This is a genomic window from Bacillus sp. FSL R5-0576 (assembly GCF_038004765.1).
Lineage (GTDB): Bacteria > Bacillota > Bacilli > Bacillales > Bacillaceae > Bacillus > Bacillus subtilis.
In genome coordinates this window covers 3,779,799-3,801,206 of sequence record NZ_JBBORU010000001.1, presented here as the reverse complement: position 1 = coordinate 3,801,206, position 21,408 = coordinate 3,779,799, and the positions used below count along the sequence as shown (strand labels likewise).

The window sequence follows — 21,408 nt, the reverse complement described above, 5'->3', positions numbered from 1 at the left end:
AACGGCGGTGAATCACCAGAATGAACACGATTGATTGGGAATTCATGATATCAGCGTTCCCGACTTTAATTCAGGCCCTTCCGATCACGTTGTTTATGGCCATAGCGGCTATGATTTTTGCCATTATCGGAGGACTTATTCTCGCACTCATTACAAAGAACAAAATTCCAGTGCTTCATCAGCTGTCAAAGCTGTATATATCCTTTTTCCGAGGCGTGCCGACACTGGTGCAGCTGTTCTTAATCTATTACGGGCTGCCGCAGCTGTTTCCAGAGATGAGCAAAATGACAGCTCTCACAGCTGCCATCATCGGGTTAAGCTTAAAAAATGCAGCATATTTGGCAGAAATCTTCCGGGCCGCCCTCAATTCTGTTGATGACGGGCAGCTGGAGGCGTGCCTGTCTGTCGGTATGACAAAATTTCAGGCATACAGACGGATTATTTTGCCGCAAGCGATCCGAAATGCGATTCCGGCAACGGGCAATACATTTATCGGGCTCCTGAAAGAAACGTCACTGGCCTTTACATTAGGGGTCATGGAGATGTTCGCCCAAGGGAAGATGTACGCTTCAGGAAACCTCAAATATTTTGAGACTTACTTGGCGGTTGCGATCGTCTATTGGGTTCTTACCATGATCTACAGCATTTTGCAGGACTTGTTTGAACGTGCCATGAGCAAGCCATACCGGACTTAGAGGTGAAATCAGTTGATAACAGTAAAAAATATTCGCAAAGCGTTTAAAGATCTCGTCGTGCTCGACGGAATCGATCTAGAAGTGAAACGCGGAGAAGTGGTGGCAATCATCGGTCCGTCCGGTTCCGGAAAATCAACGCTTCTCCGGTGCTTAAATCTATTAGAGCGTCCGGATCAAGGACTTATTGAAATCGGAGAAGCCAAACTGAACGCGGAAAAGTTTACACGCAAGGAAGCATATCGGCTTCGCCAGCAAACGGCCATGGTCTTTCAAAACTACAATCTGTTTAAAAATAAAACGGCTCTGCAAAACATTACAGAAGCTTTAATCGTGGCTCAACATAAACCACGCGACGAAGCGAAACGTATTGGAATGGAGATTCTGAAACAAGTCGGTCTGGAGCATAAGGCTGACAGCTATCCGATCACAATGTCCGGCGGCCAGCAGCAGCGAATCGGCATCGCCCGGGCGCTTGCGGTCAATCCGCATGCGATTTTGCTGGATGAACCAACTTCAGCGCTTGACCCTGAGCTCGTCACAGGGGTGCTTCAGGTCATCAAATCCATTGCGGAAAAGCAAACAACGATGATCATTGTTACACACGAAATGGCGTTTGCAAAAGAGGTCGCTGATAAAGTGATTTTTATGGCAGACGGCCATATTATCGAGCAGGGAACGCCAAAAGAACTGTTTGACCATCCGAAAAACGAACGGACGAAACGATTTATCAAGCAGGTGGGAGAGCCTGCAGAGCTTATATAAGAAGGGGAGAAGAACAATGGCCGACAAAGCGTTTCATACCTGTTTAATCAATATGCGGCGTGATCTTCATGAACATCCTGAGCTGTCATTTCAAGAGGTTGAAACGACGAAAAAAATCCGCCGCTGGCTTGAGGAGGAGCAAATCGAAATACTTGATGTTCCTCAATTGGAGACTGGCGTGATTGCAGAAATCAAAGGACGGGAAGACGGCCCCGTGATAGCAATACGAGCGGATATTGACGCGCTCCCGATCCAAGAACAGACGAATCTCCCGTTTGCATCTAAGGTTGATGGCACAATGCATGCGTGCGGACACGATTTTCATACTGCTTCTATTATTGGCACAGCGATGTTGCTGAATCAAAGAAGGGCCGAGCTGAAAGGTACAGTCCGCTTTATCTTTCAGCCGGCAGAAGAAATCGCCGCAGGAGCAAGAAAGGTCATAGAAGCTGGCGTACTTGATGGCGTTTCCGCGATTTTCGGCATGCACAATAAGCCGGATCTGCCTGTCGGGACCATTGGTGTAAAGGAAGGTCCGCTCATGGCAAGTGTTGACCGGTTTGAAATCGTCATCAAAGGGAAAGGCGGACACGCCGGCATCCCGAATAACAGTATTGATCCAATCGCTGCAGCCGGGCAAATCATCAGCGGGCTGCAATCTGTGGTCAGCCGCAATATCAGCTCACTGCAAAACGCAGTCGTCAGTATCACAAGAGTACAGGCGGGCACGTCGTGGAACGTGATTCCAGACCAAGCTGAAATGGAGGGGACGGTTCGAACCTTTCAAAAAGAAGCGAGGCAGGCTGTTCCGGAGCATATGAGACGAGTGGCTGAAGGAATTGCAGCGGGCTATGGGGCACAAGCAGAATTCAAGTGGTTTCCTTATTTGCCTTCCGTTCAGAATGACGGCACATTTTTGAATGCGGCATCCGAAGCTGCGGCACGGCTTGGCTATCAAACCGTTCACGCTGAGCAGTCTCCGGGCGGAGAAGACTTCGCTCTGTATCAAGAGAAGATTCCGGGATTTTTTGTCTGGATGGGAACGAACGGGACGGAGGAGTGGCATCATCCGGCCTTTACACTGGATGAAGAAGCCCTTACGGTTGCCTCTCAATACTTTGCGGAGCTGGCGGTTATTGTATTGGAGACCATCAAATGAGCAAACAAGGGCTGACAGCAGGTCTTGCAGAGGCTGTGAGAACGTCACAACCTGAGCATTCAGTTGACGCGATTCACGAAGCAAAAAAAGGATTACTTGATTTTACTGCCGCTTCATTCGCAGGAAGAGAAGATAAAGGAATTCAAAAGCTCCTCCGTCTGATAGAGGATGAAGGAGGCCGGCCCCTTGTTCCTGTTATCGGACAGGGCAAAAAGGCCGCGCCATTACAATCCGCGATGCTCAATGGATTTATCGCCCATGCATTGGATTTTGATGATGTCCACTCCGATGTAAGAGGACACCCCAGTGCAGTCATCGTACCGGCCCTTATTGCTTCTGCCGCTCGCGGACATGACGAGCGGCTTCTTGGCGCTTATGTTGTTGGTGTTGAAGTGATGGCACGGCTGGGAGAATCAATTGGCAGCCGCCACTATGAGAAGGGCTGGCATAATACAGGTACGCTTGGTGCCATCGCTGCTGCCTGCGCCGTAGGTTATGCTGAGGAGCTGACTCAGGAAAAGCTGGAAAAAGCGATTGGTTTTGCGGCTACGCAATCTGCTGGGATGAGGGTGCAATTTGGAACAGAAATGAAACCGCTGCACGCCGGTCTGGCTGCTCAGGCTGGCTTGCTGGCCGTTAAGCTGGCCCAATCAGAATTTGGCGGGTCCCGCACGGCACTTGATGGAGAAACTGGTTTCTTCAGTCTGTACGGTGACGTTGAAAAAGCACAACATACTTTGCTAAACGATTGGGGGGCACCGTGGAGAATTGTGCAGCCGGGTCTATGGTTTAAAATCTATCCATTTTGTTCCGCGGCACACCATGCTGCAGATGCGGTACGACAGCTTATCTCCGAAGAAACCATTTCTGCTGCCAATACCGAACGTATTGAAGTGATTTTTCCGCCAGGCGGAGATGCTGCATTGACGGAAAGATCTCCGAAAACTGGAGAGGAAGGCCGTTTCAGCGTTGAATATGTGATTGCTCTTGCTTTGCATGGACACGACCTGACCGTTGAACATTTCAACAGCCAGCCGATCCCAAACGGCATTCAAACGACAATAGGGCATATTCAGCGCGTATATGACAATGCTACTCAGCCGGCTCCCCATGCCGTTCCAAAAGGCCGTTTCACGATTGTCCGGGCCTATTTATCAGACGGCCGGATTTGCGAAGCGCGTGTGGACTGCCCAAAAGGGGCGCCAGGAAATAAGCTGTCTGAAGAAGACATAATAGAAAAATTGACATTAACGGTCCCGCAAGAAAAAGCGCGGAGCATCATAACAGCCGTTGAAAAAGCCGATATAAAAGAATTTTTAGCTCATATTGAATAAGATCAACTCTATTCGGTGATTTCAGATGATATGATAAAACCAATCATACGTTTGAAAAAGGAGAAAACCATGACGGTGAATGACGCGGTTGTATTCATTTTGGCTGCCTTTTTACTATGGGGAGCGGCGGATTATTGTTTGGGAAACAGATGGGGGCTAGGCGAGCGGTTTGCGGACGGCTTTAAGGCTATGGGGCCGCTGGCGCTGTCCATGATCGGAATTGTGTCGCTGGCGCCCGTGCTGGCAGCAATCCTGATTCCCATTGTTGCTCCGTTTTACACAGCGATTGGCGCGGACCCTTCTTCCTTTGCGAACACCATTTTGGCGATTGATATGGGAGGATATGCGCTGGCTGGAGAAATGGCGAAAGATCCGCAGGCCGGACTGTTTTCATGGGTGTTTTTAGGAACAATGATGGGACCGGCAATCGTCTTCACGATTCCCGTCGCTCTTGGCATCATCGAAATAGAGGATCATCCGTATTTTGCGAAAGGCATATTAATCGGGCTGTGCACAGTGCCGATCGGTTGTTTCATCGGCGGATTATGCGCGGGCTTTGACATCGGCATGATAGGTAAAAACCTTCTGATCCCGAGTCTGTTATCTGCTGTGATCGCTTTTGGATTATGGCGTTATACCGACAGTATGATTCGGTTGTTTCATCTCTTCGGGAAAGCGGTCAGTGTTGTTGCGATTATCGGGCTTGCAGCTGTCTCCGTTGAAACGATGACCGGTATTGTGCTGATTCCGGGAATGGAGAATGTCGAGACAGGGATACAAACGACAGGGACCATCGCCATTGCCCTGGCAGGGGCGTTTCCAATGACGGCTTTTATTACAAAAACCTTTAAAAAACCGCTTCAGGCCCTGGGGAAACACCTTCATTTAGATGAGACAGCAACAGCAGGCTTGGTGACCTCTTTGGCGCACCATATCCCAATGCTGGCTTCATTAAAGGATATGACGCCGAGAGGAAAGGTCATCAATGTCGCGTTTGCGGTCAGCGGCGCCTTTGTACTCGGCAGCCATCTCGGTTTTGTGGCTGGAATGAAAAAAGAAATGGCGGCTGCCATGATCATTGGGAAATTAGCAGGCGGAGTCACAGCTGCCGCAGCGGCTGCTTGGATGACACCTGCACAATCAGCTAAACAGCAAAAACGTATCTCAGCCAGCCATAGCTGAGGCAGAGCTGTTTCAACTTTGTCCAATCGGGAATGTTACAGTAAAGACTTCTGTGAAAGAGGGTTGGACACATGGCGGTGAAAGACCGGTACATGTCAAAAATAAAACAGGAAACCAAGCCTTGGATCAAGCGATTCGGGAGGCTTGGTTATTTTGCATTCGGCGGCGTTTTTATTCTGCTTGGGGTTTTGGCCTTTATGACGGCTGCCGGGGCAGGCCGCGCGAAAGATTCGAGCGGAGCTCTCCAAACGCTATCACGCATGCCGTATGGGTCACTATTGCTTTTTTTAATAGGCATCGGCCTTATCGGCTATGTGATCTGGATGGTGTTAAGCGCGATCAAGGACACGGAGGGGCACGGAAACAGCAGGCGAGGCCTGTCACGGAGAATAGGAAACTTTTTCAGTGCCGCCGTTTACACATCCATCGCTTGGAATGCCTTGCGATTTGTGTTTGGCCAAGGGGACGGCGGCACTTCAGAACAGACGTGGTCCGCTTATGTATTGGCGCAGCCGTTCGGCCAATGGCTCACAGGGCTTACGGGTGCGGGTTTTATCGTATTTGCGATTGTTCAATTTATGAAAGGCGTTCGGGCTGCTTTTATGAAAGAATTTGATACATCAAAAATGAACAAACAAATGATATGCATCACGAAAAACACCGGACGCGCAGGCAATATCGCCCGGGCCATTATTTTCTCTGCTATCGGCTATTTTCTGATCAAGACAGCCATGACCGCTGATCCCGACGACACAAGAGGCTTTGACGGCGCGCTCGCCGAACTCGCGCAACAGCCGCATGGCAAATTGATTCTGTCTATATTGGCATTAGGCCTGATCCTATATGGAATGTACGCCATTATGAAAGGCATTTATCAGCATATGACCTGGGAGAAGTAAGCTCTGGGCAGGTCCGCGCCCAGAGCGTTTTTCAGTTTCTTAGAAATCAGGTGGATGAAAGCCGGCGCCAGCCTGTATAATAAAAGCAAATCAAAAGCAGTTTTATCAGGACTGATCCACAGGGAGGTGCAGAATGGATCGGGAAAAACAACAATTAAGCATAGAAGCGGCAAGGCTTTACTATCAGTCTGACTACAGTCAGCAGCAAATTGCTGAGCAGCTCAACATTTCAAGGCCAACCGTTTCCCGGCTGCTGCAATATGCAAAGGAAAAAGGGTATGTCCAGATTCGCGTCATGGACCCTTTTGAGGATTTGGATGCGCTCGGTTCCATACTTGAAGAGAAATACGGGCTCCTTGAGGCGCATGTTGTGTTTTCCCCGACACCCGATTATGCAGGAATTACACATGACCTAAGCCGCTATGGTGCAGAATATATGCATGAAACGGTAAAAGACGGCGACATTGTCGGCGTCAGCTGGGGAACCACCATGTATCAAATCGCGCAAAACATGCAGCCGAAGCAAGTAAAAGGCGTCGAGGTCGTCCAGCTGAAAGGCGGCATCAGCCATTCCCGGGTAAACACGTATTCGGCTGAAACGATTCAGCTGTTTGCGGAGGCTTTTCAAACGATGCCTCGCTATCTCCCGCTTCCCGTCGTGTTTGATAATGCGGATGTGAAGCGAATGGTGGAGAAAGACCGTCATATTGAGCGGATTATTGAGATGGGCAAGCAGGCGAATATCGCTCTCTTTACGGTCGGGACTGTCCGTGATGAAGCGCTGTTGTTTCGGCTCGGATATTTTAACGAAGAAGAGAAAGCCCTGCTGAAAAAACAGGCCGTCGGGGATATTTGTTCACGCTTTTTTGATGCGAAAGGGAATATTTGCAGCAGTGCCATCAATGACCGGACCATCGGTGTTGAGCTTGAAGACCTCAGGCTGAAGGAACGCTCCATTTTAGTTGCCGGCGGAAGCAGAAAAGTATCTTCCATTCACGGAGCATTAACCGGAAAATATGCCAACGTTTTAATCATTGACCAGCATACCGCGAGGGCGCTTGTTAATGATTTGTGACACGTTCAAACCTTTCGTTGAACAAAATTTCAATTACCAATTTACATATGTTCAAAAGTCGGTTATGCTAAAAAATATCTTAACAAAAAAGGAAGTGTGCGAAGGATGTCATTAGCCAACATAATTGATCATACAGCTTTGAAACCGCATACACAAAAAGCGGAAATTCTAAAACTAATTGAAGAAGCGAAAACATACAAATTTGCTTCAGTATGTGTCAATCCGACATGGGTGGAGCTTGCTGCAAAAGAGCTTAAGGGAACTGGAGTCGACGTTTGTACGGTCATCGGCTTCCCGCTCGGTGCCAATACAACTGAAACAAAAGCGTTCGAAACAAAAGACGCCATTTCAAAAGGCGCCACTGAAGTGGATATGGTCATTAATATTGCCGCTTTAAAAGACAAGGAAGACGATGTGGTGGAAGCTGATATCCGCGGTGTAGTGGAAGCTGCAGCCGGAAAAGCGCTTGTCAAAGTCATTATCGAAACGTGCCTTCTGACTGATGAAGAAAAAGAACGTGCATGCCGTTTAGCGGTGTCTGCGGGAGCCGATTTCGTAAAAACATCAACAGGCTTTTCTACAGGCGGCGCAACGAAGGAAGATATCGCCTTAATGCGCAAAACAGTAGGACCTGATATCGGCGTGAAAGCATCTGGCGGCGTCAGAACGAAAGAAGATGTAGACACAATGGTAGAGGCCGGAGCAAGCCGAATTGGCGCCAGCGCAGGCGTTTCTATCGTAAAAGGAGAAAATGCATCAGGCGGAGACAACTATTAAGAGCTGACGGAAGGCAGACTGCTTTCCGTTTTCTGAGGAAACAGTGATTGTAAGCGAATACAAATAAAGGAGAAACACATATGAAGTATTTGATTGGGATTATCGGTTTAATCGTGTTTTTAGGCCTCGCGTGGATCGCGAGCAGCGGCAAAAAAAGAATTAAGATCCGCCCAATTGTTGTTATGCTCATTTTGCAATTTATTCTTGGCTACATTCTCCTCAATACCGGGATAGGGAATTTCCTCGTGGGAGGATTTGCAAAAGGATTCGGTTACCTGCTTGAATACGCGGCAGAGGGAATTAATTTTGTGTTTGGCGGCTTGGTGAATGCGGACCAAACGACATTCTTTATGAATGTTCTCTTGCCGATCGTGTTTATTTCTGCTCTGATTGGGATTCTGCAAAAGTGGAAAGTCCTCCCGTTTATCATTAGATATATCGGCCTTGCCCTCAGCAAGGTAAACGGTATGGGAAGATTGGAATCGTATAACGCAGTGGCTTCTGCGATTTTAGGGCAGTCAGAAGTATTTATCTCCTTGAAGAAAGAACTCGGTCTTTTAAATCAGCAGCGCTTGTACACGCTTTGCGCATCTGCGATGTCAACTGTATCAATGTCGATTGTCGGCGCGTATATGACAATGCTGAAACCGGAATATGTTGTAACAGCGCTTGTTTTGAACTTATTTGGCGGTTTCATTATCGCTTCTATTATCAATCCGTACGAGGTTGCAAAAGAAGAGGATATGCTTCGTGTTGAGGAAGAGGAAAAACAATCCTTCTTCGAAGTGCTCGGAGAATACATTCTTGACGGTTTCAAAGTAGCGGTTGTCGTCGCTGCGATGCTGATTGGATTTGTCGCGATTATTGCCTTGATCAATGGCATTTTTAATGCAGTATTCGGTATTTCGTTCCAAGGCATTCTTGGATATGTGTTTGCTCCATTCGCTTTTCTTGTGGGTATCCCATGGAATGAAGCTGTTAATGCGGGAAGCATTATGGCAACAAAAATGGTATCGAATGAATTTGTCGCCATGACGTCGCTTACGCAAAACGGTTTCCATTTCAGCGGCCGTACAACAGCGATCGTATCGGTATTCCTTGTGTCATTTGCGAACTTCTCCTCAATCGGAATCATTGCCGGTGCCGTAAAAGGACTGAATGAAAAGCAAGGAAATGTCGTCGCTCGTTTCGGCTTGAAATTATTATACGGTGCTACGCTTGTCAGCTTTTTATCAGCAGCAATTGTGGGCTTGATTTACTGAACTTAATCGAAAAGGATCGGTGACCAAACATGAGAATGGTAGATATCATCATCAAAAAACAAAACGGAAAAGAACTCACCACTGAAGAAATTCAATTTTTCGTGAACGGCTATACAGACGGAAGCATTCCTGATTATCAGGCAAGCGCGCTTGCTATGGCGATTTTCTTCCAGGATATGAGTGACCGTGAACGCGCGGACTTGACGATGGCTATGGTGAACTCCGGTGAAACGATTGATCTTTCTGCCATTGAAGGAATTAAAGTGGATAAACACTCCACCGGCGGCGTCGGCGACACGACAACACTCGTTCTCGCTCCGCTTGTTGCGGCTCTTGACGTACCGGTTGCCAAAATGTCCGGCCGCGGCCTCGGCCATACGGGCGGCACGATTGATAAGTTAGAGGCAATCGACGGCTTCCACGTGGAACTGACGAAGGATGAATTTATTAAACTTGTGAACCGCGACAAGGTTGCGGTCATCGGCCAAAGCGGCAATTTAACGCCGGCTGATAAAAAACTGTACGCGCTTCGTGATGTAACGGGAACGGTCAATTCCATTCCGCTCATTGCAAGCTCGATTATGAGCAAAAAAATCGCTGCCGGGGCGGACGCCATCGTGCTTGACGTAAAAACGGGAGCGGGCGCCTTCATGAAAACAGAAGAAGACGCAGCTGAACTTGCCAAAGCGATGGTACGCATCGGAAATAACGTCGGCCGTCAAACAATGGCTGTCATTTCAGACATGTCCCAGCCACTCGGCTTTGCGATCGGAAATGCGCTTGAAGTCAAAGAAGCGATCGACACACTCAAAGGCGAGGGGCCTGAGGATCTTCATGAGCTTGTCTTAACGCTCGGCAGTCAGATGGTTGTGCTTGCGAAAAAAGCCGATACATTGGACGAAGCGAGAGCGAAGCTGGAAGAAGTCATGAAAAACGGCAAAGCACTTGAGAAATTCAAGGATTTCCTGAAAAACCAAGGCGGCGACAGCTCAATTGTTGACGATCCGTCTAAGCTTCCGCAAGCCGCATATCAAATTGATGTGCCTGCCAAAGAAGCGGGTGTCGTCTCTGAAATCGTTGCGGACGAAATCGGCGTCGCGGCGATGCTGTTAGGTGCCGGTCGCGCCACAAAAGAAGATGAGATCGATTTAGCCGTCGGCATCATTCTCCGCAAGAAGGTCGGCGACAAAGTAGAAAAAGACGAACCGCTCGTGACGCTTTACGCCAACCGCGAAAACGTTGATGAAGTCATCGCAAAAGTCTATGACAACATCCGCATCGCCGCGGAAGCGAAGGCGCCGAAGCTGATTCATACGTTGATTACTGAATAAAAATAAAGCACATCCCATCCTGAGTGGGGTGTGCTTTTTTGATTACAGGATGTGATCAGCCTGATATTCCTCTTGGCTGATTTTTTTCGCTTTTGTAACACTTCTTTTGAAATGGTAGATCAGATAGCAAAGGATGATACAAGGAACTCCGCAGAAAAGTGCGATTCTTTGATTGGGATCAAAAGCAAGACCGATACAAGAAGCAGAACATAATAAGAGAGCGGCTATAGGCATAAGAGGATAAAGCGGCGTGCGAAATGTCAGATCTTTTACATCCCCCCCTTTTTTCAAAAATCTCTTTCGAAACAAGAGTTGGGACAAGGCAATGCTCATCCAGACCACGACTCCTGCAAATCCAGCAATTGCTACCATCACCACATAGACAGTTCCAGGGGCCACGATACTGGAAACGAGAGATAAACAAGATACAGCCATACTGATCATTAAGGCATTTAAAGGAATGCCTTTAGATGTCACTTTCTTAAAACGGGAGCTGATCATGTTTTCATTTGCTAAAGACCACATCATACGGGTCGAAGCATATAAGCCTGAGTTGGCGACAGACAGCAAGGCTGTTAATATCACGAAATTCATAATATCAGCAGCGTAAGGGATTCCGATCTCCGCAAATACGGCTACAAACGGGCTTTCAATCACGCCTGCGTCCTTCCAAGAAATCAACCCGGATAATATGAAGACAGCGCCAATGAAAAAAATCACGGTTCTCCATGCGACATTACGGATGGATCGCGGAATATCCTTTTGAGGATTTGCTGATTCTCCTGCTGTAACGCCGATTAACTCTGTACCAGAAAAGGCAAAACTCACAGATATCATCGCGATAAAAACGGCGAGAAAGCCATTCGGAAACAACCCGCCATGGTCCGTGAAGTTTGACAACATAGGAGCATCCGCCGTTCCGTTTAAAGAGATCAGGCCAAACATGGCGGCTCCTCCTAAAATGATAAATAAAATAATGGTGACAATCTTTACGCTGGAAAACCAAAATTCAGTTTCCGCAAATAACTTAACTGAAAATGCGTTGCATATAAAAAGAAGGGCTGCAAAAATCGCACTCCACATCCATACACTGCTGTCAGGGAACCAGCGCTGCATGAGAATACCGGATGCGGTAAACTCAGAGCCTACCGTCACCACCCAATTGATCCAGTACATGATGCCGACCATAAAACCGGTAGATGGACCGATAAATGTTGTAGCATATTTTTGAAAAGAGCCGGTCACCGGCATGGCAACCGACAATTCGCCGAGACATTGCATGACGAGGTACATCATCAACCCGCCGATTACATAAGCGAGTATCGTACCGCCGGGTCCGGCTTGATGTAGCGTATAGCCGGTACTGAGGAAAAGTCCTGTGCCTATGACGCCTCCCAATGAGATCATAAATAGGTGCCTGCTTTTCATTGTGCGTTTTAGCTGTTGGCTGCTGTTCTCCTGAAGATTCACTGTCTCGCCCTCCTTTTAACTGCCATTCATTAGGCAGATGAGTTTCCTATACCCAAAATACAACCTGCCAGAAGATCACTTGAATGGGGAGAGTTTCATTCCTTTTAATGCGTGTAACAGAACATGAGCTGCAGCTCTGCTTGTCATATCTCGAAAATCGAGGGTAGGGTCGACTTCAACAATTTCAATCCCGGCAACATTGGGCTGTTGTGCGATGTACTTGACTGCTTCAAGCAATTCGTCTGTATAGAGGCCGCCCGGGCCAATCGCTGGACAGCCGGGTGCATGGGACTGGTCTAAGACATCCATGTCAACAGATATAAAAATGAAATCTGTTTTATCTTGAACAACAGGCAAAATCTCTTTTATCGTTGGGATTAGTCCTTTTTCCCGGATCATGTCCATCGTGTGGATGTTCACGTTATGTTTTTTTGCATATGCTTCATAGGCCTGGCTGTTGCTGAATTCTCTGATACCCAGCTGGATCAAATGTTGACCTTCAATGATCTCTTCATCCAAAAGGCGGCGGAAGGGGGTGCCGTTTGTCGGCCCCCCGTCCTCCGTATTGCGAACATCGTGATGGGCATCAAATTGAATCACCGCTGTCGTTCCTTTTGTTTGTGCTATCGCTTTTATTGTGGAGTAGCTGATAGAGTTATCTCCCCCAAGTATGAGCGGCACCCAATCCGGATGATCCGAAAGCAGAGCGTGCATGGTTTGGAAAATGTGATGATGTGACTTTACGATATCAGTGACATGAATATCGATATCCCCCAGGTCATATAGAAGCTCTGATACGACGTGCTCTCCAAGCTCAGCAGAATAGGCTGATGAATGTTTCAGAGCCTGGCGTATTGTTCCGGGTGCAAAGGAAGCGCCTGAATGACTGATGGAGGATTTTGATAGGGGGACACCTATCAACGCCGGTCCCTTAATGTCCTGGCCGTCCCATGTTGCGATCAGGTCGCTCATTTTTGTGACATCCCGGTCTTTAAACGAAGATCCGGCCTCTCTGAGAAAAGGGTACTTATCCAAGAATGGCTCCCTCCCTGTTGACAACAATTGTTCCATTTTTCATGACTTGATGTACATGATTGACCCCGTAGTGATACGGAATATACATATAGTTCGGGGCTTGCCAAATGACAAGATCAGCTGAGCGGCCAGCTTTGAGCTGACCGGCTTCTTCTCCTTTTCCTATGGCATATGCGGCATTGACTGTGACCGCGTGCCATATTTCTTCTGCAGTCATCTTCAGATGAAGCGCGGCAATCGACATGATCAGCTGGATATTTTCAGTCGGCGAGCTGCCAGGGTTAAAATCCGTTGCCAAGCTGACACATACCCCTTCATCAATCATAGCTCTTGCCCTGGCGTATGTGCTTTTGCCAAGATAAAATGTCGTGCCCGGCAAGAGGACGGCGATCGTTCCTGCCTCAGCCAATTTCTTTATGCCTTCGTCCGATGCACCTACCAAATGGTCGGCTGAGACGGCCTTTAGCTCACCTGCTAATTCAGCACCTCCAAGCGGATCGATTTCATCTGCGTGTATTTTTAATCCGAAGCCCGCCTCAGCTACTTTTTGTAAATAACGGCGGGATTGGCTGACTGTAAAAACGCCTGTTTCTGTAAAAATATCAGCAAAGCTGGCGAGCTCCTGCTCTTTGATTTCCGGCAAAAGGGAAAGCATTTGATCCAGAAATTCATCTGGATCGTTTTGATATTCGGGAGGAATCGCATGGGCTCCCATAAATGTGGAAACAAGGTCAACAGGCTGGCTTTCATGCAGTTTTTTTGCGACACGCAACTGTTTGAGCTCTGTCTCTTTTTCCAAGCCGTAGCCGCTTTTCACTTCTGCTGTGGTTGTGCCGTAGGACAGCATTTTTTGCAGATGAAAATGGGCTTTTTGCAGCAGCTCTTCTTCTGAAGCCGCCCTGGTATCCTTGACTGTAGACAGAATCCCGCCGCCCTGCGCCAGAATATCCAAATATGAAATGCCCTGAAGCTTAAGGTTCATCTCCTTTTCACGAGATCCGCCAAATACAAGATGGGTGTGCGGATCAACGAGGCCAGGCGTTACAAGGCGTCCCGAACAGTCAATGATTTCGTCTGCCTCGTAACCGGCTTCAGCCCCTTTTTGTCCGGCGAACACAATTTTCTGTTCATGGATGCCGACAACAGCGTCTTCGATCACATGAAGATCCTGCATGCTTTTGCCTGCCCGCGGACCGCTGCTTTCCATCGTCAAAAGCTGACCGATGTTGATGAGAATCGTATCAATTTGCTTTGGCATGTCATCACTCCTTTATTTTTGCATCGGCACGATAATGTCCTGTTCCTTCGCTACTTCAACGGCACGTTCATAACCCGCATCCGCATGACGGATAATGCCCATTCCTGGGTCGCTCGTTAAGACCCGCGCGAGCCGCTCGTCAGCCAGCTCACTTCCATCGGCCACTGCAACCATGCCGGCATGCAGGGAATAGCCCATTCCGACGCCGCCGCCATGGTGGAAGGAAACCCAGCTTGCACCCGCCGCCGTGTTGACAAGCGCATTTAGCACAGCCCAATCACCAACAGCGTCACTTCCGTCTTTCATCGCTTCTGTCTCCCGGTTTGGAGAGGCGACAGACCCGCAGTCCAAATGATCTCTCCCAATAACGACAGGCGCTTTTAGCTCCCCGGTTCTAACCAGCTCGTTAATGGCGAGGCCCATCTTTTTTCGTTCTCCATATCCAAGCCAGCAAATACGGGACGGCAAGCCTTGGAAGGTGACTTTTTCCTGTGCCATATCAATCCAGCGGTGAAGGGCTTTATTTGTCGGGAACAGCTCTTTTAATAACGCATCCGTACGGTAAATATCTGCCGGATCTCCGGAAAGCGCCGCCCAGCGGAACGGCCCTTTTCCTTCACAGAATAAGGGGCGGATGTAGGCAGGGACAAACCCCGGAAAATCGAAGGCATTCTCCAGCCCTTCATCCTTTGCGACTTGCCGGATATTGTTGCCGTAGTCAAATACAATAGAGCCCTTTTGCTGAAAGGCCAGCATGGCTTCGACATGTTTTTTCATGCTTTGCTTCGCAAGGCGCACGTAAAGATCTGGATTGTCTTGACGCAAACGGTCAGCTTCATCAAGGGAGTAGCCTTCGGGAACATAACCGATTAAAGGGTCATGGGCAGATGTCTGATCTGTCACAATATCAATTTTGACGCCTCGGTTCAAAAGTGTGTGATGCACCTCAGCCGCGTTTCCGAGAAGCGCAATGGACAAAGGTTTTCCTGCCAGCTTTGCCTCTTCAGCCCAAGCTAAGGCTTCCTCAATCGATGCTGTTTTTCGATCGCAGTATTTTGTTTCCATCCGCTTGTCGATGCGTTTCTCGTCAACCTCGACAGCAATGACGACGCCTTCATTCATCGTGACAGACAGCGGCTGTGCGCCTCCCATTCCGCCGAGACCCGCTGTCAGCGTCAACGTTCCTTTTAAGCTGCCCCCAAAGTGCTGTCGCGCCAGCTCAGCGAAGGTTTCATAGGTTCCTTGCAATATGCCTTGTGAGCCAATGTAAATCCAGCTGCCAGCCGTCATCTGTCCGTACATCATTAACCCTTTTTTCTCAAGTTCGTGGAAATGCTCCCAGTCTGCCCACTTCGGAACAAGAACAGAATTTGCCAGGAGCACGCGCGGGGCCTGCGGGTGTGTACGGAACATGCCAACAGGCTTACCGGATTGCACGAGCAATGTTTCATCATTTTTTAATGTTTTCAAGGAATGCTCAATGGCGTGAAAAGCGTCCCAATCCCGTGCGGCTTTGCCGATCCCGCCATATACGATGAGGTCCTCCGGCTTCTCGGCGACTTCTGGATCAAGGTTGTTTCGAAGCATCCGAAGCACTGCCTCTTGCTCCCATCCTAAGCATTCAAGCTCTGTTCCTCTGTTGGCACGGATTGATTTTTTTACATCAGTCATATGTTCATCCCCCTTAGTTCTTTATTCTGATGATCAGGTATTAAAGATTCCTTCTTCAGCCAGTCAGTCAAGCGTTCAATGTCATAGGAAAAAACACGGTCTTGCTGAATGGACGGCACGACTTTTCTCATTTCCTGAAAAAGCTGTTTCGTATAGGACGCTGCATGTTCTATGCCTCTGTATTCAACAGCCTGTAATGCGCAAATCGCTTCGATCGCAATGACTCTCCTTGTATTTGCGATCACCTGATAAGCATGCCGAGCGGCGATGGTTCCCATGCTGACATGGTCCTCTTGGTTGGCGGATGACGGAATGGAATCCACACTTGCAGGATGGGCCAGTGTTTTATTTTCAGAAACGAGTGAGGCCGCGGCGTACTGCATGATCATTGCACCGGATTGCAGACCGGGATGAGGGCTCAGGAACGGCGGCAGGTCATTCAGCTGCGGATTCACAAGTCGTTCGATCCTGCGCTCTGCGATATTCGCAAGCTCTGATATTGCGATTTTCAGAAAATCCATGGCAAAGGCGATCGGCTGTCCGTGAAAGTTTCCGCCGGAAATCACTTTGTCACCGTCATTGAAAATGAGTGGATTGTCTGTAGCTGCGTTCATTTCAATCTCTAATTTTTCTTTGACATAGCCTAGTGTCTGCCAAGTCGCACCGTGTACTTGCGGAATACAGCGCAATGAATAGGCATCCTGAACCCGCAGTTCTCCCTGGGAGGTTGTCAGGCCGCTGTCAGATAGATAAAAGCGAATTCGTTCTGCGACATCGATCTGCTCCTGATAGCCGCGTGCTGAGTGAATATCCTCGTCAAATGCATCGATAATTCCCCGCAAACCCTCAATCGTTAAGCTGGCAATGCGTTCTGTTTGATAGGCTAGTTTCTCAGCTTCAATGTAGGCGACCACTCCCATTGCAGTCATGGCCTGAGTCCCGTTAATCAAGGCAAGCCCTTCCTTGGATGTCAGCGTTACCGGCTGAATACCTGCTTTTTTCAAGCCTGTCATTGCCGGCATTCTTTCCCCCTCAAAAAAGACTTCTCCTTGTCCGATCAGCGCAAGCGCCAGGTGGGAAAGCGGCGCCAGATCTCCGCTTGCGCCAAGTGATCCCTGCTGGGGGATGACAGGATGGACGCGTTTATTTAAAAAAGCAAGCAACTGTTCGATCAGCTCAGCGCGGACACCGGAAAAGCCTTTTAACAGCGCATTGGCGCGCAAAAGCAGCATTGCCCTGGACACACACTCAGGAAAAGGGTCGCCGACTCCGCAGGCATGAGAAAGGATTAAATTCAACTGCAGCGCCGCCGAGTCTTCTTTCTGAATCAGGACATCGCTGAATTTGCCAAATCCGGTGTTGATGCCGTAGATTGTCTTTTCGTCGCGTACAATCCGTTCCACTGCCGCTCTGCTTTTTTTCACGCGCTCCATACTTTCCTCAGAAGCCGCTGCCTCCTCAAAATCAAACAGCACACGAGCGACGTCGGCTGTTGTCAATGAAGAACCGTCTAAAGTCACCATAAGCCCAACTCCTTTTTCTTTACTTTGGTAAAGCGCCCATACAAAAAGGAGCTATGCTGTGAACTTCTGTTTCCACGCATAGCCCCCTATCGTCTAAGATCTATGGGCTGTTTCATATGTGATTAATTCCAACACCGAATGTCTCGTGCTCAAGACCTTTAATCGGCGCCCCGATTGTTCCGTAAAGCGAGACAGCAATCCAATCGCCTTCCGCTTCACTTTCATAAGGATTTCCCCTCAAAACGGCAAACCTCAAGCCCACCGTCCGAAGCAGCGATCCTAGCAGCATTTCACCTCTGGTCACGCCATGCAAAGCCTCCATCGTCGCATGATAAAGCGCATGTGACTCCCGATAACCCTCAGATTGAATGACACCGCTCTTTTTGGAAGCGGTTTCAATTGCGGCTACTACTTTATGCGCGTCCATTGATCCTACCTTGCCAAGACAGACCTTCCATCCGTCTCGCTCCAGCTCCTCAACCTGCGTACTCTCTTCCGCCTCATTCAGCAGCAGGAGAACAGACAGCCGTCCGATCCGACGCTCTTTATGCAGTGTCATATGAATCACTCAATTCCTAAAAATTCTGATAACTATTAACTGAGTATTATATTAATTGGTTCAGCAGCAGAAGTCAAAAGGTTTTTTACAGTCTTTAACAAGTTAGATTGCTATTGTAATAGCGTGACGCAGAAAGCAGAACAGGTTTTTTCAGCGATTGCACACGATATCCAGACAGGAGGCAAGCAGCCGCTGTCTAACTCTCAATATGCGTTTACTAAGTCGTATTTTTCGCAAGGCGTTTTATAAAGAGCCAGCCGAATGACTCTGGTGTTGACGGGCAATCAGGCATCATCTTAAAAAACGCCGACAACGAAATGGCTGTATCACAGTTGATGCAAAACCTGACAAAGCAGTTATTACATGTACGCGAAAGAAAAACAGACGTGATGCAAGAAGGAGAAACAGCAAAAGAGTTGAACTATGAAGGAGAGGATATGCAAGCAGCAGTTCCGCGCAAAACAGACAGACATCAGTCTGACAATGTAAGAGAACAGTGAGAAATCACCTATCTGTTTGAATATGAAAACATTCGGCTGTTTTAATAGGCCGGGGTATCTTCATAGAGAAATGTAAGCGTTTAAAATTTAATAAAAAAGAGAGGCGAATTGTTTAGATGTTCAACCGATTGTTTCGTGTATGTTTTCTTGCAGCTCTTATCATGGCCTTCACCCTCCCAAACTCCGCCAATGCACAAAAACCTGTATTTAAAGAAGTCAGCGTCCATGACCCTTCCATCATTGAAACAAATGGCACTTTTTATGTTTTTGGATCTCATCTCGCTTCAGCAAAAACAAATGACCTCATGCAATGGCATCAGCTGACCACCAGCGTAAGCAATGACAACCCACTTATTCCGAATGTCTATGAAGAATTAAAAGAAACCTTCGAATGGGCGCAATCCGATACTCTTTGGGCGGCTGACGTCACGCAGCTGGCGGACGGCAAATACTACATGTACTACAACGCTTGCCGCGGCGACTCGCCAAGATCCGCCATGGGTGTTGCCGTTGCTGACAACATCGAAGGCCCATACAAAAACAAAGGCATCTTTTTGAAATCAGGAATGGAAGGCACAAGCAGCGATGGAACACCGTATGACGCAACCAAACACCCGAATGTTGTCGACCCGCATACCTTCTTTGATAAAGACGGCAAACTGTGGATGGTGTACGGATCATACTCAGGCGGCATTTTCATTCTTGAAATGAATCCAAAAACGGGCTTCCCGCTTCCTGGGCAGGGATACGGAAAAAAACTGCTCGGCGGCAACCACAGCAGAATCGAAGGCCCGTATGTTCTCTATAATCCAGACACCCAATACTACTACTTATACCTATCATATGGCGGTCTCGATGCAACAGGCGGCTATAACATCCGTGTGGCCCGCTCCAAGAAACCAGACGGCCCTTACTATGATGCAGAAGGCAATCGAATGCTCGACGTCCGCGGCAAAGAAGGCACATTCTTCGACGACCGTTCCATCGAACCATACGGCGTCAAACTCATGGGCAGCTACACTTTTGAAACAGAAAATGAAAAAGGCACCGGGTACGTCTCACCAGGCCACAACTCCGCATACTATGATGAAAAAACCGGGCGTTCCTATTTAATCTTCCACACCCGCTTCCCGGGCAGGGGTGAAGAACACGAAGTCAGAGTCCACCAATTGTTCATGAACAAAGACGGCTGGCCGGTAGCAACGCCCTATCGTTATGCGGGCGAAACACTGAAAGAAGTAAAACAAAAAGATATCACAGGAACATACAAACTCATCCAGCACGGAAAAGACATCTCAGCCGACATCAAAAAAACCATCAACATCCAGCTCAACAAAAACCACACCATTTCCGGGGAAATGACCGGAACATGGAAGAAAACCGGAAAAAACACAGCCGACATCACGTTAGCGGGCAAAAAGTATAACGGGGTATTTTTACGCCAGTGGGATTCGGTGAGAGAGAAGAACGTCATGACGTTTAGTGTGTTGAATGGCAGCGGTGAGGCTGTTTGGGGATCTAAATAAGATGGAGAAGCGCCTTCGAGGGAAGGCGTTTTTTCATTGCTTCTTTACTTTAGAATCCATAGTATTAATATGAGGCGAGAAAAATATTTATCAGAAAGGGAGAAATCTATTGAAAAAAACAATCAAAGTTGCTGCAGCAGTAATTCAAAACGATAAGAATATGATATTATGTGCACTTCGTTCGCCAACCATGTCTTTGGCTAATCTATGGGAGTTCCCAGGAGGGAAACTTGAAGAGGGAGAGAATGCACAAGAAGCTCTTGTGAGGGAAATTCATGAGGAGCTTGGTTGTAAAATTGAAGTCGGTGAAATTATCGCTGACATTCATCACGAATATGAGAAAATCATTATAAATTTGATTTCTATTCAAGCGAAAATTATTGAGGGTGAACCTTTTGCCAAAGAACATTCGGAACTCAGATGGGTGCCCGTGAGTGAACTTGAGTCACTTGAATGGGCACCTGCTGATATTCCAACTGTTAATTTATTGAAAAATGAAACAAAGGGGACCTGTTAATTGTCAATGATTATAACTTTCTTCATAGTAATTTTGGTCATTGCTCTAATAATTTTACTTTCTAAGTATATTATAAATAAAACATTCTTTTTCATTGAGCTTATTAGTAACTATTTGTTTAGGAAATATAAATTAATTGTTTCTACAGGTTATAATCCAAATAAGAAATATATTAGATTTTTGAAGGTTAGTGAGATTATTTTTATAATACTTACATTCATTTTCTTAATAACAACTCTTATGTGGATTATAAAATTCAACACTTCTAAATATTTATATATTTTTTTAATATCAGCTGCTATTGTTATCTTTTATACAATTTTTATTGGTAACTTCAATTTAAATATAAAGAAACAGTTAGATAAAAGCAGCTATAAATATGTTAGCCCAATAGAAACTTTAATAAAGAAAATAGATAAAGAAAGTTATATCTACACGCGAATGAAAGTATTAGTTGAAAGTTGGTTAAGTTTTTATATACATCTACTTATTGTATTTATTTTATATAGTTTCTCATCTTTATTTACGGATATACCTAATACCATTCGCTATGTTTTTTGGATGTCCTTACCATTTGGTTTAGCTAGTTGGGTATATTTTTCTACTTTCAACAGTGCTAAACAAGATGTGCGAAGAATTATGATTTATATTATATTATTAATTATAACTATTAATAAAAGTTACGAAGATTTTAAAATTCTACTGAATTTAGAAGGCCAAAACAAATCTATTGATTACTTTAGTTTCTTAATATTAACTGTTTTTACGGCATTAGATAGACTTCTTAAAAGCGTGAAAGATGATTATAAAAACTTTAAAGATCCAAAAAAGAGTTGTAAATGTAACAAAGCTACTTAAATAAGCATCTTGCCA

19 protein-coding genes and 1 pseudogene are annotated in these 21,408 nt (G+C 47.0%); 14 read left to right on the top strand and 6 right to left on the bottom strand.

Annotated features, from left to right (window positions below; genetic code table 11):
• The first annotated feature begins 20 nt into the window (after positions 1–20).
• The 10 genes from NX903_RS19450 to NX903_RS19405 all read left to right on the top strand — a co-directional run bounded on the left by NX903_RS19450 (position 21) and on the right by NX903_RS19405 (position 10,476).
• A complete protein-coding gene (locus NX903_RS19450; RefSeq protein ID WP_024572311.1) occupies positions 21–695 on the top strand; it encodes an amino acid ABC transporter permease in 675 nt (224 codons plus the stop codon).
• Between the two features lie 12 nt (positions 696–707).
• Positions 708–1,457 (top strand): amino acid ABC transporter ATP-binding protein, encoded by a 750-nt coding sequence (locus NX903_RS19445; RefSeq protein WP_014481395.1) that lies wholly within the window; start codon positions 708–710, stop codon positions 1,455–1,457.
• 16 nt (positions 1,458–1,473) lie between these two features.
• The gene (gene sndB, locus NX903_RS19440; protein ID WP_024572312.1) at positions 1,474–2,616 is read left to right on the top strand and encodes an N-acetyl-sulfur-metabolite deacetylase SndB; all 1,143 of its coding nucleotides are present in this window, start codon (positions 1,474–1,476) and stop codon (positions 2,614–2,616) included.
• Complete coding sequence (locus NX903_RS19435; protein WP_086344509.1) at positions 2,613–3,950, top strand: MmgE/PrpD family protein; 1,338 nt, start codon at positions 2,613–2,615, stop codon at positions 3,948–3,950. Before sndB ends, NX903_RS19435 begins: the two co-directional genes overlap by 4 nt.
• Positions 3,951–4,019: 69 nt before the next feature.
• Positions 4,020–5,132, top strand: coding sequence for an ethanolamine utilization protein EutH (gene eutH, locus NX903_RS19430; RefSeq protein WP_086344508.1), 1,113 nt, complete (start codon positions 4,020–4,022; stop codon positions 5,130–5,132).
• A gap of 71 nt (positions 5,133–5,203) precedes the next feature.
• Complete coding sequence (locus tag NX903_RS19425; RefSeq protein ID WP_015385093.1) at positions 5,204–6,031, top strand: DUF1206 domain-containing protein; 828 nt, start codon at positions 5,204–5,206, stop codon at positions 6,029–6,031.
• A gap of 133 nt (positions 6,032–6,164) precedes the next feature.
• Positions 6,165–7,106, top strand: coding sequence for a DNA-binding transcriptional repressor DeoR (deoR, locus tag NX903_RS19420; RefSeq protein WP_014478458.1), 942 nt, complete (start codon positions 6,165–6,167; stop codon positions 7,104–7,106).
• A gap of 105 nt (positions 7,107–7,211) precedes the next feature.
• Positions 7,212–7,883: a deoxyribose-phosphate aldolase gene (gene deoC, locus NX903_RS19415; RefSeq protein ID WP_015385091.1), complete on the top strand. Its 672-nt coding sequence runs from the start codon at positions 7,212–7,214 to the stop codon at positions 7,881–7,883.
• A gap of 80 nt (positions 7,884–7,963) precedes the next feature.
• A complete protein-coding gene (gene nupC / locus NX903_RS19410) occupies positions 7,964–9,145 on the top strand; it encodes a nucleoside permease NupC (protein WP_003244143.1) in 1,182 nt (393 codons plus the stop codon).
• Between the two features lie 29 nt (positions 9,146–9,174).
• Positions 9,175–10,476, top strand: coding sequence for a pyrimidine-nucleoside phosphorylase (locus NX903_RS19405; protein ID WP_086344507.1), 1,302 nt, complete (start codon positions 9,175–9,177; stop codon positions 10,474–10,476).
• A 42-nt stretch (positions 10,477–10,518) separates the two neighbouring features.
• Here the strand turns inward: NX903_RS19405 and NX903_RS19400 are convergent, their stop codons facing one another.
• The 6 genes from NX903_RS19400 to hutP all read right to left on the bottom strand — a co-directional run bounded on the left by NX903_RS19400 (position 10,519) and on the right by hutP (position 17,992).
• A complete protein-coding gene (locus NX903_RS19400; RefSeq protein WP_086344506.1) occupies positions 10,519–11,946 on the bottom strand; it encodes an amino acid permease in 1,428 nt (475 codons plus the stop codon).
• A 75-nt stretch (positions 11,947–12,021) separates the two neighbouring features.
• On the bottom strand, positions 12,022–12,981 hold the full coding sequence (hutG, locus tag NX903_RS19395; protein WP_003243908.1) for a formimidoylglutamase: 960 nt from the start codon (positions 12,979–12,981) through the stop codon (positions 12,022–12,024).
• Positions 12,974–14,239, bottom strand: coding sequence for an imidazolonepropionase (gene hutI / locus NX903_RS19390; protein ID WP_086344505.1), 1,266 nt, complete (start codon positions 14,237–14,239; stop codon positions 12,974–12,976). The genes hutG and hutI overlap by 8 nt, the downstream gene beginning before the upstream one ends.
• Positions 14,240–14,251: 12 nt before the next feature.
• Positions 14,252–15,910 carry a urocanate hydratase gene (gene hutU, locus NX903_RS19385; protein WP_048655063.1) on the bottom strand — a complete coding sequence of 553 codons (1,659 nt, stop codon included), beginning with the start codon at positions 15,908–15,910 and terminating at the stop codon, positions 14,252–14,254.
• Positions 15,907–17,433, bottom strand: coding sequence for a histidine ammonia-lyase (gene hutH / locus NX903_RS19380; RefSeq protein ID WP_015385086.1), 1,527 nt, complete (start codon positions 17,431–17,433; stop codon positions 15,907–15,909). Before hutH ends, hutU begins: the two co-directional genes overlap by 4 nt.
• A 112-nt stretch (positions 17,434–17,545) precedes the next feature.
• Positions 17,546–17,992 carry a hut operon transcriptional regulator HutP gene (gene hutP, locus NX903_RS19375; protein WP_003243875.1) on the bottom strand — a complete coding sequence of 149 codons (447 nt, stop codon included), beginning with the start codon at positions 17,990–17,992 and terminating at the stop codon, positions 17,546–17,548.
• 317 nt (positions 17,993–18,309) lie between these two features.
• On the opposite strand from hutP, the pseudogene NX903_RS19370 reads away from it, so the two are divergent.
• The 4 genes and pseudogenes from NX903_RS19370 (at position 18,310) to NX903_RS19355 (ending at position 21,393) form a co-directional block, all read left to right on the top strand.
• Positions 18,310–18,473: pseudogene (locus NX903_RS19370) on the top strand (hypothetical protein).
• 135 nt (positions 18,474–18,608) lie between these two features.
• Positions 18,609–20,018, top strand: a complete 1,410-nt coding sequence (abnB, locus tag NX903_RS19365; protein ID WP_042976825.1) for an arabinan endo-1,5-alpha-L-arabinosidase AbnB — start codon at positions 18,609–18,611, stop codon at positions 20,016–20,018.
• A gap of 109 nt (positions 20,019–20,127) precedes the next feature.
• Entirely contained in the window at positions 20,128–20,535 is a 408-nt protein-coding gene (gene mutT / locus NX903_RS19360) for an 8-oxo-dGTP diphosphatase MutT (RefSeq protein ID WP_014478449.1), read from the top strand.
• Between the two features lie 6 nt (positions 20,536–20,541).
• Complete coding sequence (locus tag NX903_RS19355; protein ID WP_250540182.1) at positions 20,542–21,393, top strand: hypothetical protein; 852 nt, start codon at positions 20,542–20,544, stop codon at positions 21,391–21,393.
• Positions 21,394–21,408 lie beyond the last annotated feature (15 nt).

Bases quoted from the DNA above. Each gene is read 5' to 3' on its own strand.
- abnB (WP_042976825.1), top strand. From the start codon at position 18,609: ATGTTCAACCGATTGTTTCGTGTATGTTTTCTTGCAGCTCTTATCATG.
- sndB (WP_024572312.1), top strand. From the start codon at position 1,474: ATGGCCGACAAAGCGTTTCATACCTGTTTAATCAATATGCGGCGTGAT.
- NX903_RS19425 (WP_015385093.1), top strand. From the start codon at position 5,204: ATGGCGGTGAAAGACCGGTACATGTCAAAAATAAAACAGGAAACCAAG.
- NX903_RS19450 (WP_024572311.1), top strand. From the start codon at position 21: ATGAACACGATTGATTGGGAATTCATGATATCAGCGTTCCCGACTTTA.
- nupC (WP_003244143.1), top strand. From the start codon at position 7,964: ATGAAGTATTTGATTGGGATTATCGGTTTAATCGTGTTTTTAGGCCTC.
- NX903_RS19405 (WP_086344507.1), top strand. From the start codon at position 9,175: ATGAGAATGGTAGATATCATCATCAAAAAACAAAACGGAAAAGAACTC.
- deoC (WP_015385091.1), top strand. From the start codon at position 7,212: ATGTCATTAGCCAACATAATTGATCATACAGCTTTGAAACCGCATACA.
- hutU (WP_048655063.1), bottom strand. From the start codon at position 15,910: ATGACTGATGTAAAAAAATCAATCCGTGCCAACAGAGGAACAGAGCTT.
- hutH (WP_015385086.1), bottom strand. From the start codon at position 17,433: ATGGTGACTTTAGACGGTTCTTCATTGACAACAGCCGACGTCGCTCGT.
- deoR (WP_014478458.1), top strand. From the start codon at position 6,165: ATGGATCGGGAAAAACAACAATTAAGCATAGAAGCGGCAAGGCTTTAC.
- eutH (WP_086344508.1), top strand. From the start codon at position 4,020: ATGACGGTGAATGACGCGGTTGTATTCATTTTGGCTGCCTTTTTACTA.
- hutI (WP_086344505.1), bottom strand. From the start codon at position 14,239: ATGCCAAAGCAAATTGATACGATTCTCATCAACATCGGTCAGCTTTTG.
- hutP (WP_003243875.1), bottom strand. From the start codon at position 17,992: ATGACACTGCATAAAGAGCGTCGGATCGGACGGCTGTCTGTTCTCCTG.
- NX903_RS19355 (WP_250540182.1), top strand. From the start codon at position 20,542: ATGATTATAACTTTCTTCATAGTAATTTTGGTCATTGCTCTAATAATT.
- NX903_RS19435 (WP_086344509.1), top strand. From the start codon at position 2,613: ATGAGCAAACAAGGGCTGACAGCAGGTCTTGCAGAGGCTGTGAGAACG.